This is a genomic window from Paraburkholderia sp. MM5496-R1 (genome assembly GCF_050436205.1).
Lineage (GTDB): Bacteria > Pseudomonadota > Gammaproteobacteria > Burkholderiales > Burkholderiaceae > Paraburkholderia > Paraburkholderia tuberum.
Map to the genome: position 1 here is coordinate 2,639,174 of NZ_JBNDLT010000003.1, position 16,313 is coordinate 2,655,486.

The window sequence follows — 16,313 nt, forward strand, 5'->3', positions numbered from 1 at the left end:
CGAGGCGGTGCAGAACTTGCGGATTTTCGCGTTTTGCCAGCAGACGGGCGGCCAGGCTCGCGCGCTGCGTCACATTATGATCGACAACCCAAGCGGCTTCCTGACGCCAGAACGGCTTTCACGGCGCCGTCAACTGCCCTTCGTATACAGCGTCGAATCGGCGAATCCTTCGGCGGCCAGCACCTGGCCGACCAGAATCAGCGCGGTGCGCTCGATCGCGCTGCCCTGCACCTTCGCGACGATATCGTCGAGCGTGCCAGTGATCTTTTCCTCGTCGGGCCAGCTCGCGCGATAGATCACCGCAATCGGACACACGCCGCCGTAATGCGGCCGCAACTCATCGACGATGCGCGCGAGATGCCGCACGCCGAGGTGAATCGCCAGCGTCGCGCGATGCCGCGCGAGATCGCCCAACTGCTCGCCTTCGGGCATCGACGTTTTGCTCGCGTAGCGCGTGAGGATCAGCGTCTGCGACACGTCGGGCAGCGTCAACTCACAGCCGAGCGCCGCCGCGCATGCGGCCGTCGCGGTCACGCCGGGCACGATTTCGTAAGGAATGGCCAGCTCGCGCAAACGGCGGATCTGCTCGCCGATAGCACCGTACAGCGACGGATCGCCCGAATGCACGCGCGCGACATGCTGGCCCCTCGCGTGCGCCGCCGCGAGCAGCGCGACGATCTGGTCGAGATCGAGCTCCGCGGTGTTGATCACCTGTTGCGCGCTATGACCTTCGAGCACCGCTGCCGGCACCAGCGACCCCGCATACAGGATCACCGGACAACTGCGCACGAGACGCTGCCCTTTGACCGTGATCAGTTCCGGGTCGCCCGGACCCGCGCCGATAAAAAACACTGTCATTCAGTACTCCAATTATTTGCTCACTTACCCGAATCCGCATTCGCCTGCGCGGGCAACGCATCGAGAAGATCGGCAACGCCGGCGAACTCGCGATCGACCTCGGGCAACACCGGCCGTCGCAGCATGATCACCGGCAAGCCACGTTCGCGCGCGACCTCGAGCTTCGCCTCGGTCGCGCCGCCGCCGCTGTTCTTGCTGACGACGACGTCGAACGCCTGCAGCGCGAACAGCGCGCGTTCGCCGTCGAGCGTGAACGGTCCGCGCGCCGCGAGGACGCGCGAGCGCGCGGTGTCCGGATGCGAGTCGAGCACGCGCACGGTCCAGAATTGATGCGGCGCAATCTCGTCGAGATGCGCGAGCGGTTCGCGCCCGAGCGTGAAAAGCGGCCGCCTGAACGGCGCGAGCGTGTCGATCAGTTCGTTCCAGTCATCGACCATGCGCCAGTCGTCTCCAGCTTGCGGCTGCCACGCTGGACGCCGCAGCGCCCAGCACGGCAACTTCGCCACGCGGCACGCGTCGACGGCATTCGCGCTGATCCGCGCCGCGTACGGATGCGTCGCGTCGATCACGAGGCCGATCGCTTCGCTCGCGAGGTAACGCGCCAGACCCGCGCTGCCGCCGAAACCGCCGACGCGCACGGCGCACTTCAAGTCGTCGGGGACCTTGCCGAGTCCCGCGAGACTGTACACATGCGCGGGACCGAGTCGGCGCGCGATCTTCAGCGCGTCGCCGGTGCCGCCGAGCAGCAGGATGCGCGTCATCGCGCGACTCCGACGATATTGCCCTGCCGGTCGATCGCGAAGATTTCGACGCTGACCTGCGGCGGCACGATATCGCGAGCAACGGCCAACGCGTGCTGACAGACGATATCGCCGAGCGGCACCTGCCGCGCGTGAGCAAGCGCGAGCGCCTGCTGGCTCGTGTTGGCCGCGCGCATCGCCGCTTGCAGCGCGGCGTCGGCGCCATGCGCGGCAGCCCAGCCGGCGAGTTGTTCGAGATCGATGCTGGAGTTGCGGCTATGCAGATCGAGATGGCCGGCCGCGAGCTTGCTGAGCTTGCCGAAGCCGCCGCAAATGCTCAGTCGCTCGACCGGCGCGCGCTTCACATGCTTGAGCACCGCGCCGACAAAATCGCCCATTTCGATCAGCGCGATATCAGGCAGGCCGTAGTGCGCGCGCATCGCGTCCTCGCTCGCGTTGCCGGTGCAGGCGGCCACATGCGTATAGCCGTTCGCGCGCGCGACGTCGATGCCCTGATGGATCGACGCGATATATGCCGAGCACGAAAACGGCCGCACGATGCCGGTGGTGCCGAGGATCGACAGTCCACCGACAATCCCGAGTCGCGGGTTCATCGTTTTCAGCGCGAGCGCTTCGCCGCCTTCGACGCCGACCGTCACTTCGAAGCCGCCGCGATACGCATGGCGCGCGGCGAGTTCGTCGAGGTGCTGCGTGATCATCTGGCGCGGGACCGGATTGATCGCCGGTTCGCCGACCGGCAGCGTGAGCCCCGCGCGTGTGACCGTGCCGACGCCCGGCCCCGCGCGAAAGATCACACCGGGCCCGGGCACGAGGCGCACGCGCGCGAACACGAGCGCGCCGTGGGTCACGTCGGGATCGTCGCCGGCATCCTTGATCGTGCCGGCTTCGGCGATCCGCTCGCCGTCCAGCGCGGCAAGGCGGCAGAACGTGAGCCGCATCGGCACATGCTGGCCCTTCGGCAACACGATCTCCGCGACCTCGCTGAGCTCGCCCGCTAGCAGTAGACGAGCGGCCGCGAGCGACGTCGCGGTCGCGCAACTGCCGGTCGTATAGCCGCTGCGCAGCGGCGCCGGCTGCTCGGGAGTCTCGTCGCGCATCACGAATCGGCCGATGGTTTGGCGGGTTTGGTCACATCGAGCAGGGTGATCGGCAACGCCTGGCGCCACGTATCGAAGCCGCCGAGCGGTTGCGCGTGAGCGAGCCCGATGCGCGTCAGCGTACCGCCATGCCGCTCGCGCCATGCGGCGAGCACCGCCTCGCCTTGCAGCGTCACCGCGTTCGCGACGAGCCGGCCGCCGTCGCGCAGTTGTGTCCAACAGGTGTCGAGCACGTCAGGCTCCGTCACCCCACCGCCAATAAACACCGCGTGCGGCGCCGGCAGTCCCCGCAACGCGTCAGGCGCGCGGCCGGCCACGAGTTGCAGCCCGGGCACGCCCAAAGCATCGCGATTCTGTTCGATGAAGCGCTGCCGCGCTTCGTTCGCTTCGATCGCGATCGCGCGACACGTGGGATGCGCGCGCATCCATTCGATTCCGATCGAACCGCTGCCCGCGCCGACGTCCCACAGCAACTCGCCGGGCGCGGGCGCGAGGCGCGCGAGCGTGATGACGCGCACGTCGCGCTTGGTCAACTGGCCGTCGTGGATAAAGGCGTCGTCGGGCAAACCGCAGGTCAGCGGCAGACGCGGCGCATGCGCCGACGCGCGGCACTCGAGCGCGATCAGATTGAGCGCGGCCATCTCGCCGGCCGGCCATTGATCCGCGCGGCCATCGACACGCCGTTCTCGTGCACCGCCCAGATGTTCGAGCACGGTCATGGCAGTCGCGCCGAAACCGCGCGCATCGAGCGAGGCCGCCAGTGCCGCGGGCGTGTGCCCGTCCGCGCTCAGCACAAACAGGCGCGCGCCGTCACGCAGATACGCATTCAGGGCGGCAAGCGGTGGGCCGACCAGCGAGACGGTCGCGACATCCTGCAACGGCCAGCCGAGCCGTGCGGCCGCGAGCGACAACGACGACGGCGCCGGCAGCACGCGCAACTCGCCGGCGGGCAACTGCCGCGCGAGCGTCGCGCCGACGCCGAACAGCATCGGGTCACCACTCGCGAGCACGCACACCGCGTGCGGACGCTCGGCGAGCAACGGCGCGAGATCGAACGGACGCGGCCACGCGGCACGACGCGCCGCGAGCCGTGCGGGCAGCATCGCCAGATGGCGCTCGCCGCCGTACACGACCGACGCGCCCAGCAACGCACGCCGCGCGGGCCGCCCCAAACCGGCGAAGCCGTCGTCGCCAATGCCCACTACGGTCAGCCATGCCGGCATGCATCCATCCTCATCGGTTGCGTCGATTCTTTAGCGATTACACCGGCTCACGCATGCGGCTTTGCGCAGGCTCGGAGCGCGGGTTGCGAAAGTCGGCATGATACCGCCGCCATGCGGCCCGCGGGTTCGCGGCGGAGCGCCATGCCGCCGGGATCACCGGCATCGCGCGATGGCCGGCAAACAGGCGCTGCGGCCACAGCGTAAAGATATAATGGCCGCTTTCATTGCCCACGGTCGGCCCGAAGCGCCTTTCGGCCGCACCGTTCACGCCGGCCCTCGTCGGGCAGCATGCAGCGAGGCCGCAGCCATGCCGTCGCGCGACGCTAAACCCGGTGCCCCTTTGAATCGAGCTTCGCCTCCCACCGTTTCGTCCCACGCGGTCACGACACCGCGGTCCTCGGCATGTCCGGGGTTGCTGCGCATCGTCCCCGCGCGCGACGGCGGCATCTGCCGCATCAAACTGCCCGGCGGCGTGCTGAGCGCGGCGCAGGCACGCGCGATCACCGATGCCAGCACGCGGCACGCGAACGGCGTCGCCGAGCTGACCAATCGCGCGAATCTGCAACTGCGCGGCGTGCGTAACGGACACGAAGCGGCGTTGAGCGCGGCGCTGATCGGCGCGGGGCTTGGACCGGCCGGCGCGCTCAGTTCCGCCGACGACGTCCGCAACGTGATGATCAGCCCCGCCGCCGGCCGCGATCCGCACGCGCTGATCGACACGACGCCGCTGTGCGGAGAACTGCTGACGCTGCTGCAAGGCGATGCGCGCTTGGTAGCGTTGTCGCCGAAATTCGCGCTGCTGCTCGACGGCGGCGAACAGCTTGCGCGGGTCGATCATCCGCATGACGTGTGGCTCGCGGCGTCGGCTGACGAAGAAGGCGTGCGCTTCGTGTTCGGCCTCGCGGGGTGCCCGGCTCCGGCAGGCGAAAACTCGAACCGGCGCGACCATCGCGATTCCAACGGCACGGGCGCGCTCGCGGCGGTGCCGCCGTCGCGCGTGCCCGCGCTCCTGCGCGCGTTGCTGCACACGTTCCTCGACCTCGCCCCAGCCGACGCGACCCGCATGCGCGACCTGCTCGCCACGCATTGCGCCGACGCGCTGCTGCGGCACGCGCAGCGCTACGTCGATTTCCCGCTCGCGCGCGACGCATCGCTGAGGCACTGGCAACGGCACATCGCTGCCGACCCATCGCTGCGGCTCGGCGCGCACGCGCAGCGCGGCGACGGCACGTCGCATGTCGGCGGCCAACCACCGCTCGGCCGAATCGATGCGGCCACGCTGCGCGCCCTGGCTGCGCTCGCGCAAAAACACGGCAACGGCAGGCTGCACGCGACGCCATGGCAAAGCGTGCTGCTGCCCGACATCGCGACGACGGCGGTGCCCGCCGTGCTCGCGAAGCTGATCGCACTCGGTCTCGCGTGCGATCCCGCGCAGGCCATCACGCACGTGATCGCCTGCGCCGGTTCGGCCGGCTGCGCGAAGGGCCTCGCCGACACCAAGACCGACGCGCTGCAACTCGCCGAGCGCTTACCCGCCGGCGTCGACGTGCATCTGACGGGCTGTCCGCGCTCCTGCGCGGCCGCGCATCGCGCGCCCTACACGCTGCTCGCCGCCGCGCCCGGCCTCTACGACCTTTATCGACGCGACGGCCGCCCCGGCTTCGGCCAATGCGTCGCGCCCCAACTGACGATCGACGAGGCCGCCGCGCTGCTCGCGCGCCTCGCCCGGAGTACTCCACATGCTTGATTACATTCGCGACGGTCAGGAGATCTATCGCCAATCGTTCGCGACGATCCGCGCGGAGGCCGACCTCGCGCGTATCCCCGCCGACCTCGAAAAGCTCGCGGTGCGCGTGATCCACGCGTGCGGCATGGTCGACGTGATCGACGACCTCGCGTTCTCCGACTGCGCCGGCAGCGCGGGCCGCCGCGCGCTCGCGCAAGGCGCGCCGATCCTGTGCGATGCGGGGATGGTCGCGCAAGGCATCACGCGCGCGCGGCTGGCCGCGAACAACGAAGTGATCTGCACGCTCACGCACCCGGACGTGCCCGCGCTCGCGCGCGAAATCGGCAACACGCGCTCGGCCGCCGCGCTCGAATTGTGGCGCCCGCATCTGGCGGGCAGTGTCGTCGTGATCGGCAATGCGCCGACCGCGCTGTTTCATCTGCTCGACATGCTCGATGCCGGCGCGCAGAAGCCGGCGCTGATTCTCGGCTTTCCGGTCGGCTTCGTCGGCGCGGCGGAATCGAAAGCGGCACTCGCGCAAAACAGCCGCGGCGTCCCCTATGTGGTCGTGCACGGACGGCGCGGCGGCAGCGCGATGGCCGCCGCCGCGGTCAACGCGCTTGCGACGGAGGTCGAATAAATGGCGAGCCAGCTAACGAGTCGCGGACGGCTGTACGGCATCGGCGTCGGTCCCGGTGACCCGGAATTGCTGACGTTGAAGGCGCTGCGGCTGCTCAAAGCGGCGCCGGTGGTCGCGTATTTCGTCGCGAAGGGCAAGAAGGGCAACGCGTTCGGCATCATCGAGGCGCATCTGCACGACGCGCAGCAGCATCTGCCGCTCGTCTATCCGGTCACCACCGAAGCACTCGAACCGCCGCTGTCGTACGAAGCGATCATCGCGGACTTCTATGACACCGCCGCCGAAATCGTCGCGGGCCATCTCGACGCGGGCCGCGACGTCGCGGTGATCTGCGAAGGCGATCCGTTCTTCTATGGCTCGTACATGTATCTGCACGACCGGCTCGCGGCGCGCTACGACAGTGAGGTGGTACCCGGCGTGTGCTCGATGCTCGGCGGCGCGGCGGTGCTCGGCGCGCCGCTCGTGTATCGCAACCAAAGCTTGTCGGTGCTGTCGGGCGTGCTGCCCGAAGATGAATTGCGCCGCCGTCTGGCCGACGCCGACGCGGCGGTCATCATGAAACTCGGCCGCAATTTCGACAAGGTACGGCGCGTACTCGACGAACTCGGACTCGCGCAGCGCGCGCTGTACGTCGAACGCGCGACGATGCGAAATCAGCGCATCGTGCCGCTCGCGGAAGTCGATCCGATGGCGTCGCCGTATTTCTCACTGCTGGTCGTGCCGGGGCAAAAATGGCAAGGATGAACGCGCCCGCCATCGTGATTCTCGGTACGGGCGCGCTTGCGACCGCGCGGCGGATTCAGGCGTCGTATGTCGAGCGTGGCGCGCATGCCGCGGCCGGCGTTGCCACGGACTGCCAGGTCCATGCGCTGCAAGGGCGCGTCGACGCCGACGTCTCGTACGGCGAACTCGGCGCGCATCTGCGCGAGCTGTATGCGCGCGGCACGCCGATCGTCGCGCTGTGCGCGGCCGGCATCGTGATTCGCTGCCTCGCGCCGCTGCTGTCGAACAAAGGCGCCGAGCCGCCGGTGCTCGCGGTCGCCGAGGACGGCAGCGCGGTCGTGCCGCTGCTCGGCGGCCTCACGGGCGTCAACGTGATGGCGCGCGACATCGCCGCGGCGTTGGCCGTGCAGCCCGCGATCACGACGAGCGGCGAGTTGCGCTTCGGCACCTGCGTGCTCAATCCGCCCGATGGCTATGCGCTCGCCGACCTGGGTCAGGGGAAGCGCTTCGTGTCGGATCTGCTCGCGGGCGAAAGCACGCGCATCGAAGGCGACGCGCCGTGGCTCGACGACGCGCAACTGCCGCGCTCGGCGTCGGCGCGTCTCGCGATTCGCGTGACGCCGCGCGCGTGGGATGGGCGTGAAGACGAGCTCGTGATTCATCCGCGCAGTGTGGTGGCGGCTGTCGCCAGCGACGATGCCGATGCCGCCGACGCGATCGTCGCACGCGTGCGCGCGGCACTGAACGCGCAGGGTCTCGCGATGCTTTCGCTTGCGGCCTTGCTCGCGCCATCGACGAGCATGGCCGACCCGGCGCTCGCGCAAGCGGCAAGGCTTCTCGAGGTGCCGCTGCGCTTCGCCGATGCAAGCGCCGAACCGGGCGAATCGAGTGCCGCAAGGTTGCTGCATACCGCGCTACGCGTCCCCCACGAAACGCTGCACGACGACGCACACCCCGACGTCGCGCTCGCCCTCTCCCCGCTCGCTATCGACCCCGCGACGCTCGGCCGTGCCCGCGGCCGTCTGACCGTGATCGGCCTCGGTCCCGGCCGGGCCGAGCTGATGGTCCCGGCCGCGCGCACCGCGTTGAACGAAGCGACCGACATCCTCGGCTACGACACCTACGTGAAAATGGCCGGCCCGCTGCGCGCCGGTCAGCGCGTGCACGGCACCGACAATCGCGAGGAAATGCAGCGCGCGCGGCACGCGTTCGAGCTCGCGAGCGAAGGCCGCTCGGTCGTGATGGTGTCCTCGGGCGACCCCGGCGTGTTCGCGATGGCGGCCGCCGTGCTCGAAGCGCTCGAAGCTTCCCGGAACGACGCATGGGCGGCCGTCGAACTATCGATCGTGCCGGGCGTGTCGGCCGCGCTCGCTACCGCCGCGCAGGCCGGCGCGCCGCTCGGCCACGACTTCTGCATGCTGTCGCTGTCGGACAACCTGAAGCCGTGGACGATCATCGAAACCCGCCTGCGCCATGCGGCGCAAGCCGATCTCGTGATGGCGTTCTACAACCCGATTTCGCGCGCGCGTCCGTGGCAACTCGACAAGGCACTCGACATCGTGCGGGAGTATCGCGTGCCATCGACCCAGGTGGTGCTGGGTCGCGATATCGGCCGGCCCGGCGGCGCGCTGCGCACGCTGACGCTCGGCGAGCTTCGCTCGGCCGATGTGGATATGCGCACGATGGTGATCGTCGGGTCGTCGCTGACGAGAAGATTCGCTTGCGGTCATCACGGCGCGCAGTGGGTGTACACGCCGCGGTGGTACGAGTAAGCGGACCGTACCGGGTGGTACCAGCCCGCCCCGCTCACGCCACCTTCAGATCCTGCACCGCCCGCTGCCTCACGCCCAGGTCGTCCCACAACTCCGGATGGCACGTGAACACCAGAATCTGATGCCGCGTCGCCGCGTCGATCAACGCGCGTTTGAGCGCGTCGCGGCGCGCGGCATCGGTGTGTACCGCGGCGTCGTCGAGCATCAGCAGAGTCGGCCGGCCTGAGGCCTGCAAGAGATCCGCGTACGCGAGCCGCGTCAGGATGCCGAGCTGTTCGCGCGTGCCGAAGCTGAGCGCATCGAGCAGTTCCGCGCGGCCGTCGCGATCGAGCATCGCCGGAATCAGATCGTCGCCGAGCGCGAGGCTCGACTGCGGAAAAAGCCGCTTCAGGTAGTGACCGACCCGCTCGGTCAACGGCGCACGCAGTTGGGCGAGCGCGGCGTCGCGTTCGTCGACCAGCACTTCGTCGAGCAGACTCAGCGCGCTCGCGCGCAGGCGCAGTTCGTCGTTGCGACGCGTGGCCTGCTGAACCTGGGCTTCGAGCGCGGCAAGCCGTTCGCCGAGGCCCGATGCGCCCATCGTTTCGAGCTGGCTACGCAGCTCCGCGATCCGCAGTTGACGCTCGTGCTGCTCGTTGCGCGCGAGCTCCGCCGATGCGCGATAGCGCTTCGCCTCCGCCACGGGGTCGTCCAGACGTGCCGCATCGAGTTCGCGCTCGCGCTCGCCGCGCTGGTTCTTCAGCGCATCGACCTTGACGCGTTGCTCGACGATATGCGCCTGCCACTGCGCGCGGTTGCGCCGAAACGCTTCGTCGTGCAGCTGCGCTTCTTTACGCTGCAACTGCGCCGTGAGCGAATCGGCCTTCGCAACGCCGCTGGATTGCGCGCCCGCCGCCTGCGCGAGCACCTTGCGCGCGGTCTCCAACGCGTCGCGCGCGATGTCGGCGTTGCGGCGCGCGTCGTCGAGCGGTGGCGCCGCGGACACGTCGGGCAGACTGGCAAGGCGCTCGCTCGACGCCTGCAAGCGCGCCGCCGTCGATGCCAGCGCCGCGCGCAACGCATCGATGCCTTGCGGCGCATGGACCTCGAGTATCCTCGCCTGGCTCTTCTGTTGCGCGACCAGCGTTTTCCATTGCTCGCGACGCGCCTGCGCATCGCCCACCGACGCGACGCCGAGCGAGCGCAGCAACTGCGCGTGCTTCGCCTCGAGCGACGCCAGCTCCGACAACCGCGCCGACAGATCGGACACGCCCGGAATCACGCGCAATTCGCCGAGCTTGCCGAGACCGATGCGCTTTTCATCGTCGACATGCAGCACGCCCGTGCCGCTGATCGTCTGATCGCCGACACTCAACTCGCCATTCAAGCTGTACTCGATGCGCGTCATCGCCGCTTCGGTCCGCGCGCGCAACACAGTCAATTCGCCGTCGAGCGCGACGAGGCGCTTGAACTGCGCTTCGTCGAGTTCGAGCGCCGCCGCCTCGCTCGCGGCCTGCAACACCGCCGCGTTCGCCTTGTCCGCCTCGCCGATCGACGCTTCGAGCCGCTGGCCCTCCGCCCGATAGAAATCGACCTGGCTGCGCAGATCGGCGGCGGTCACGGCCGCGTTCGCGAGTTCGAGCGCGCGGTTCGCCTCGGCCGATGCCTGCTCGAATTGCGCCACACGGCTTTGCGCCTGCGCATGCGCGGTTTGCGCGGCCGCGACCTCGACGCGCACCGCGTCGAGCTGCTCGCGTTCGCGCGCGATGGCCGCCTCCAGTTCGAGCGCGCCCTGCTCCTGCTGCACCGACAACGCGAGTTCGGCCTCGCCGATCTTCAGCGACTGCGCGAGCCCTTCAAGACCGCGTTCGAGTTGTTCGACCGCCGCGGCACGTTGCTGCGCGAGCGCGGCCTTCTGCTCGTGAAGCTCCCACGGACGCCTGCGCTCGGCGTCGTCGAATGCCTGCTGTTGGGCGGCGAGGCGCGCGATGTTGTCGTCGAACTGCTGGCGCTGCTGTTGCAGCTCGTCGCGGCTCGCGATCAGCGAGGCGAGCTTCTGCTCCGCCTCGGCGAGCGGCCCGGTCGACTTCTGCGTGCGCGCGGTCAGCAGTTGCCGCAGCTCGCGCTGCACGGCCGCGATCAGCGCGTCCTCGCCGCCCGCTTCGCGGCCGCCCGACAGTTGCGTGAGCGCGTCGCGCAGATACTGCGCCGCGTGCCCGGTCGAATCGCGCATCTCCTGCGTGCCGCCTTGCTGCACCCACAACAGACCCGGCACGCCGGCGTTCTCGGCTTTCATCGGACCGCGCGCCGCGCGCGAGAAGCCGAGCAGCGCGGCGAGCTTGTCTTCGGCTTCGTCCTCGCTATACACGGCCTGGCCGATCCTCAGCTCGCAACGCTGACGCGACACGAACTGCTTCGACAGACGGCACGCCACGCCATCGAGCTCGAAGCTGACCTCGACCGACGGCTGCCCGCTCGCGAGCCCCCACGGCAACAGGTCTTTCAGATGCGACGCCTTGTAGCGTTCGAGGAACACCGTGCGCACCGCCTCGGCAATCGTGCTTTTGCCGGCCTCGTTCGGGCCGATGAACAGATTGAGACCGGGCTGCAGATCGTCGATCACGATCTGCCCGCCGAACTGCCTGAATTCCTGAATCGCGATACGTTGCAGCTTCATGCGGGGGCTCCTTCACGCGGCGCTTCAGGTTGCTGCCGCTCGCGCGTCTGCGCGGGTGGTGCGGCCTGCGAATCGCGTTGCCGCTGGTCGCGCTGAAAACGCGCCAGCAGCAGCAACGCCTCGGCCGCGCGCCGCGCCTCTTGCGGATCGGCCTGCGCGTCTTCCTGCAGGCCGCGCAGCCGCGCCACCACCTTCGCGAGATAGCCGCTTTGCGCGCCGAGTTCGGCGAGATCGTCGGCGGTCGGCAGCACGTGCAGACTGCCCAGATCGGCACGCAACGCGCGCATGCGGGCGCGCGCCTGTTCGACCGCGACATGCAGCGCCTCGGCATCGGCGAGCGCCGCGGTGCCGCCGACCTCGATGCGCAGCACGTCATTCGCGCCGAGTTCGGCGAGGCGGGTTTTCAATGCATCGACATCGGTCGGCACCGAAATCGTCTCGTCCCAGCGATGCCACCGGTATTGCCCGACCCGCACCGCGTCGACCTGCGGCACCGCGCCGGGATCGCTGACGGTAACGTCGAGCACGAAGCCCGGCTCGTTCGCGCGGAAACGGTCCTGCTCGTGCGTGCCCGCGTACCACGTGCGTTCGTCGACGCGCAGATGGCCGTGCCAGTCGCCGAGCGCCAGATAGTCGAGCCGCGCACCGGCGGCGCGTGTCGGCGCGATCGGATTCGACGAATCGATGCCGTCTTGCAGAATGCCGCCGACGCTGCCATGCGCGAGCCCCACGCGGTGATAGCCGGGCGGAGTATCGGTGGAATCGAAGAATGCGGTGGTGTCGTCGTAGGTGATGCGCTGCGTGAGCGGCGCGCACAGCAGCGCGCAACGGCACGCGTCGAGCAGCACGACGCCGGCTTCGAGCACGAGGCGCACGTTCGGCGGCACGCAATCGAGCCGCTGCGCGCGGGTCCACACGCTTTCGACGAGCGCCGCGTCGTGATTGCCCGGCAGCATGATCCACGCTCCGGAAAACGCTTGCAGCGCGGCGAACAAACGTCGGATCACGGTGTCCGACACCGTCTGCAGATCGAACACGTCGCCCGCGACGAGCACCGCGTCGACGTTGCGCGCGGCCGCTTCTTCGGCGATGCGGCGCACCGTGTCGAAGCGCGCCTGGGCGAGATGCGCGGCCTCGTCCGGTTCGAACTGACCGAATTGCGTGCCGATCTGCCAGTCCGCGGTGTGCAGAAACCTGATCACTGTGCCTCCATTGCGATTGCGTTGCGTCCTCTTGCGTTGATTTCGCCGAGGACCCGATCGCGAATGTTACCTTGCCGAAGCGCCGGCGCGTATTGCGCGCGCGCGTATCCAGGCTGGACGCGCGCGTGGGCCGTACCGCATCATTGCAACCGAACCGGCCGAGCCCGCCGACTTTCCAGCCCCCGCCCGACACGATCAACCGCGCCCGATGGACAAGACCACCGAACTGAAGAAGGCCAAGCGCACGCCTTTACTGCTGCTGCTCGCGGCCGCCTGCGTTTTCGTCGTCGCCGCATTCCTGCCGCGCGGTCTGTGGGTCGACGGCATCAAGGCCGTCGCCGAGGCGGCGATGGTCGGCGCGCTCGCCGACTGGTTCGCGGTCGCGGCGCTGTTTCGCCGTGTGCCGATTCCGCTCGTGTCCGCGCACACCGCGATCATCCCGCGCAACAAGCACAAGATCGCCGACAACCTCGCGCACTTCGTGCAGGACAAGTTTCTCGACGTGCCGTCGCTGGTCGGTCTGATCCGCCGGCATGATCCGGCGCAGACCATCACCGCGTGGCTCAGCGAATCGTCCAACTCCGCGCGCCTCGGCGACTACGTGGTGCGGCTCACCGGCGGCATCCTCGACGTGGCCGACGACGCGCGCATTCAGAACTTCATCAGGGACGGGTTGCGCGACGTGCTCGCGAAGGTCGATCTGTCGCAATCGCTCGGCGCGATTCTCGACACGCTGACGCGCGACGGCCGCCATCAGGAACTGCTCGACACCGCGATCGATCAGGTGATCGCGGTGCTGCGCGAGGCGCCGGCGCGCGAATTCATTGCCGCGCGCATCGTCGATTGGGTGAAAAGCGAGTATCCGACGATGGAGAAGTTTCTGCCGTCGGTGTGGCTCGGCGACAAGGGCGCCGAAGCGATCGCGAGCGCCGCGAACCGTATGCTCGAACAGATCGCGCAGAACCCCACGCACGAGCTGCGCGACAAGTTCGACCACGCGGTGCAGAAGCTGATCGTGCGGCTGAAGACCGATCCCGTGTTCCTGCAGCAAGGCGAAGCACTGAAGCGCTATCTGGTCGAAGGCGAGGCTTTCGGCAGCTACGTGAAGGACATGTGGGGCGAGCTGCGTGCGTGGCTCAAGCGCGATCTGCAAAGCGCCGATTCGGCACTGCATGCGCGTGTCGCCGCGATGGGCGCGTGGGTCGGCCGCGAACTCGCGCGCGATCCAGCGCTGCGGCAATCGCTGAACGATCACCTCGAGGAAGCGGCGCGCGCGATGGCGCCGGATTTCGCGCGGTTCCTCACGCGCCATATCAGCGATACGGTGAAGAACTGGCCCGCGCACGAGATGTCGCATCAGGTCGAGATGAATATCGGCAAGGATCTGCAGTACATCCGCATCAATGGGACGATCGTCGGCGGATTTATCGGCTTGTTGCTGTATGTGAGTTCGCTGTGGCTGGAGATGCTGCGGGTGCATGTCGGCTGACGACTCGAGCGCATCGAGCGACTCAACGCGCAGCCACGCGTGAGCCCCCTCCCGCCAAACCACCTACAATTCGGGCATCTGTCTTGCTGACGACCAGTGCTCCGCTCGGTCGTCAACGCGTCCCAACCGGAATTCTGCTTACATGAAAATATCGCTGCCGCCACCGCAAGGGCGGCCCAACCGCGTTTACCCGCCGGGCACGCCGGGCCTGCATGGCCTAGTGTCGCTGATCACCGGCGTGGTGGTCGTGTGCGGGCTGTACTTCGGGCGGGAGGTACTGATTCCGATCACGTTGTCGGTGCTGCTGAGCTTCCTGCTCGCGCCGCTCGTGCAGATGCTGCGGCGTCTGCATATGGGCCAGTTGCCGTCGATCTTCATCGCGGTGCTGTTCGCTCTCGCCTCGCTGCTCGCGATCGGCGCGCTGATCGGCGCGCAGCTCGTGCAGCTCGCGGACGCGCTGCCGCAGTACCAGGAAGCGATCGAGCAGAAGATCGAAACCGTGCAGGAAAAGACCGTGGGCCGCGCCGACGCACTGATGAGCAGCGCTGCCAGCGCGCTGCAGCGCGTGGCGCCATCGCGCCCCGCGCCGCCGCGCCCGACCGGCCGCGCCGCGCGCAACGCGCCGCAGGTGCCGCAACAGGTCGAGGTGCACGAGCCCGCGCCGACGCCGGTGCAACTCGCGCAGCGCGCGCTGACGCCGGCCATCGCGCCGATCGAGACGACCTTCATCGTGCTCGTCGTGACCATCTTCATCCTGTTGCAGCGCGAGGATTTGCGCGACCGTCTGATCAGCCTGTTCGGTTCGCGCGACCTGCACCGCACGACTACCGCGATCAACGACGCCGCCGGGCGCCTGTCACGCTATTTCGTCGCGCAGCTCGGCGTGAATCTGAGCGCGGGCGGCATCATCGCGATCGGGCTCGCGATCATCGGCGTACCGGGGGCGCTGCTGTTCGGCGTGATCGCCGCGCTGCTGCGCTTCGTGCCGTACATCGGCATCTGGATCGCGGCGATCCTCGCATTCTTTCTCGCGGCCGCGATCCAGCCGCAATGGACGATGGCGGTCCTCACGCTGATCCTGTTCATCGTCGTCGACGTGGTCGCCGGGCAGATCGCCGAGCCGCTGCTGTACGGTCATCGCTCGGGCCTGTCGCCCCTCGCGGTGGTGGTCGCGGCGATTTTCTGGAGCTGGCTGTGGGGGCCGATCGGCCTCGTGCTGTCGACGCCGCTCACGCTGTGCGTCGTCACGCTCGGGCGCTACGCGGACCGGCTGAACTTCCTGACCGTGCTGCTCGGCGATCAGCCCGCGCTGACGCCCGCGCAGAACTTCTATCAGCGCCTGCTCGCCGACGATCCGCACGAGGCGATCGTGCAGGCCGAACGGCTGCTGCGCGAGATGTCGCTGATCGACTACTACGACAAGGTCGCGCTCGAAGGCCTGCGGCTCGCGCGCAACGACGCGCAGCGCGGCGTGCTGATGCCCGACCAGTTGCAGCGGATCAACGACGCGCTCGTCGATATCGTCGAGAACCTCGAGATCGCCGAAGGGCTGCGCGATTCGCTGTCGCCCGCCGAACCGGCGGACGCGGGTAACGCGCTGCTTGCCGGGACGCCGGATCTGGCGTCGCCGGGCGCGGGTGCCACGGAGCGATACCGCAGCGATCTGCTCACGCGCCCGCAACAGCCGGACGGTACGGGCAAAGCAGCGGTGTTATGCGTGCCCGGCCGCGGCGCGTTCGACGAAGTGACGACCGCGATCGCTGTGCAACTGCTGAACCGCCAGGGCTTCGCGCCGCTGATGGCGACGCACTCGGGCTATCGCAGCGCACGCGCCGACGAGCCGAGCTTCAAGGACACGTCGATCATCTGCATCGTGTCGCTCGACGCGCCCGAGTCGCCGCTGTACCTGCGCAACATGCTGCGGCGCACGCGCGAATGGCGGCCACGCGCGACGCTGGTGGTCGGCGTCGGCGTCGGCGACGCGCCGGACGGCAGCGTCGAACTCGATGCGGGCGGGGAACTGCATGCGTCGCCGACGTTCCGCGCGATGATCGAGGCATGTCACGCGGCGACGGCTGGGCAGCCCATGCGGCAGCCGTCGCAGACGGCCAGCGCCGGCCGAGGCTGGGTGGGCTGAGGCCGTGACCGGAGTGGTAAAAATCTGCG

General features: G+C 68.8%; 13 protein-coding genes. 6 read left to right on the plus strand and 7 right to left on the minus strand.

The features are described 5' to 3' along the window. Positions 1-129: 129 nt before the first annotated feature. The 5 genes from cobM to OKW38_RS38295 are packed head-to-tail and all read right to left on the minus strand — an operon-like array spanning position 130 to position 4,207. Entirely contained in the window at positions 130-858 is a 729-nt protein-coding gene (cobM, locus tag OKW38_RS38275; RefSeq protein ID WP_429365498.1) for a precorrin-4 C(11)-methyltransferase, read from the minus strand. A 20-nt stretch (positions 859-878) separates the two neighbouring features. After that, positions 879-1,619, minus strand: coding sequence for a cobalt-precorrin-6A reductase (locus OKW38_RS38280; protein ID WP_429365499.1), 741 nt, complete (start codon positions 1,617-1,619; stop codon positions 879-881). Further along, a complete protein-coding gene (locus OKW38_RS38285; RefSeq protein ID WP_429365500.1) occupies positions 1,616-2,716 on the minus strand; it encodes a cobalt-precorrin-5B (C(1))-methyltransferase in 1,101 nt (366 codons plus the stop codon). Before OKW38_RS38285 ends, OKW38_RS38280 begins: the two co-directional genes overlap by 4 nt. Continuing rightward, positions 2,716-3,939: a precorrin-6y C5,15-methyltransferase (decarboxylating) subunit CbiE gene (gene cbiE, locus OKW38_RS38290; RefSeq protein ID WP_429365501.1), complete on the minus strand. Its 1,224-nt coding sequence runs from the start codon at positions 3,937-3,939 to the stop codon at positions 2,716-2,718. The genes OKW38_RS38285 and cbiE overlap by 1 nt, the downstream gene beginning before the upstream one ends. Before the next feature lie 37 nt (positions 3,940-3,976). After that, complete coding sequence (locus tag OKW38_RS38295) at positions 3,977-4,207, minus strand: hypothetical protein (RefSeq protein WP_429365502.1); 231 nt, start codon at positions 4,205-4,207, stop codon at positions 3,977-3,979. Between the two features lie 39 nt (positions 4,208-4,246). Here OKW38_RS38295 and cobG point away from each other — a divergent pair, with 39 nt between their 5' ends. The 4 genes from cobG to cobJ are packed head-to-tail and all read left to right on the plus strand — an operon-like array spanning position 4,247 to position 8,800. Further along, positions 4,247-5,686, plus strand: a complete 1,440-nt coding sequence (gene cobG / locus OKW38_RS38300) for a precorrin-3B synthase (RefSeq protein WP_429365503.1) — start codon at positions 4,247-4,249, stop codon at positions 5,684-5,686. Further along, positions 5,679-6,305 (plus strand): precorrin-8X methylmutase, encoded by a 627-nt coding sequence (locus OKW38_RS38305; protein ID WP_429333836.1) that lies wholly within the window; start codon positions 5,679-5,681, stop codon positions 6,303-6,305. The genes cobG and OKW38_RS38305 overlap by 8 nt, the downstream gene beginning before the upstream one ends. Beyond that, the gene (locus OKW38_RS38310) at positions 6,306-7,049 is read left to right on the plus strand and encodes a precorrin-2 C(20)-methyltransferase (RefSeq protein WP_090809842.1); all 744 of its coding nucleotides are present in this window, start codon (positions 6,306-6,308) and stop codon (positions 7,047-7,049) included. Then, positions 7,046-8,800: a precorrin-3B C(17)-methyltransferase gene (gene cobJ / locus OKW38_RS38315; RefSeq protein ID WP_429365585.1), complete on the plus strand. Its 1,755-nt coding sequence runs from the start codon at positions 7,046-7,048 to the stop codon at positions 8,798-8,800. Before OKW38_RS38310 ends, cobJ begins: the two co-directional genes overlap by 4 nt. 34 nt (positions 8,801-8,834) lie before the next feature. On the opposite strand, the gene OKW38_RS38320 is transcribed toward cobJ, so the two are convergent. Both OKW38_RS38320 and OKW38_RS38325 read right to left on the minus strand, forming a co-directional pair. After that, a complete protein-coding gene (locus OKW38_RS38320) occupies positions 8,835-11,456 on the minus strand; it encodes an AAA family ATPase (RefSeq protein WP_429365504.1) in 2,622 nt (873 codons plus the stop codon). Beyond that, on the minus strand, positions 11,453-12,658 hold the full coding sequence (locus OKW38_RS38325) for a metallophosphoesterase family protein (RefSeq protein WP_429365505.1): 1,206 nt from the start codon (positions 12,656-12,658) through the stop codon (positions 11,453-11,455). The genes OKW38_RS38320 and OKW38_RS38325 overlap by 4 nt, the downstream gene beginning before the upstream one ends. Positions 12,659-12,866: 208 nt before the next feature. On the opposite strand from OKW38_RS38325, the gene OKW38_RS38330 reads away from it, so the two are divergent. Next, positions 12,867-14,147, plus strand: a complete 1,281-nt coding sequence (locus OKW38_RS38330) for a DUF445 domain-containing protein (protein WP_429365506.1) — start codon at positions 12,867-12,869, stop codon at positions 14,145-14,147. A 142-nt stretch (positions 14,148-14,289) separates the two neighbouring features. Continuing rightward, positions 14,290-16,284, plus strand: coding sequence for an AI-2E family transporter (locus OKW38_RS38335; RefSeq protein WP_090809830.1), 1,995 nt, complete (start codon positions 14,290-14,292; stop codon positions 16,282-16,284). Positions 16,285-16,313: the final 29 nt, after the last annotated feature.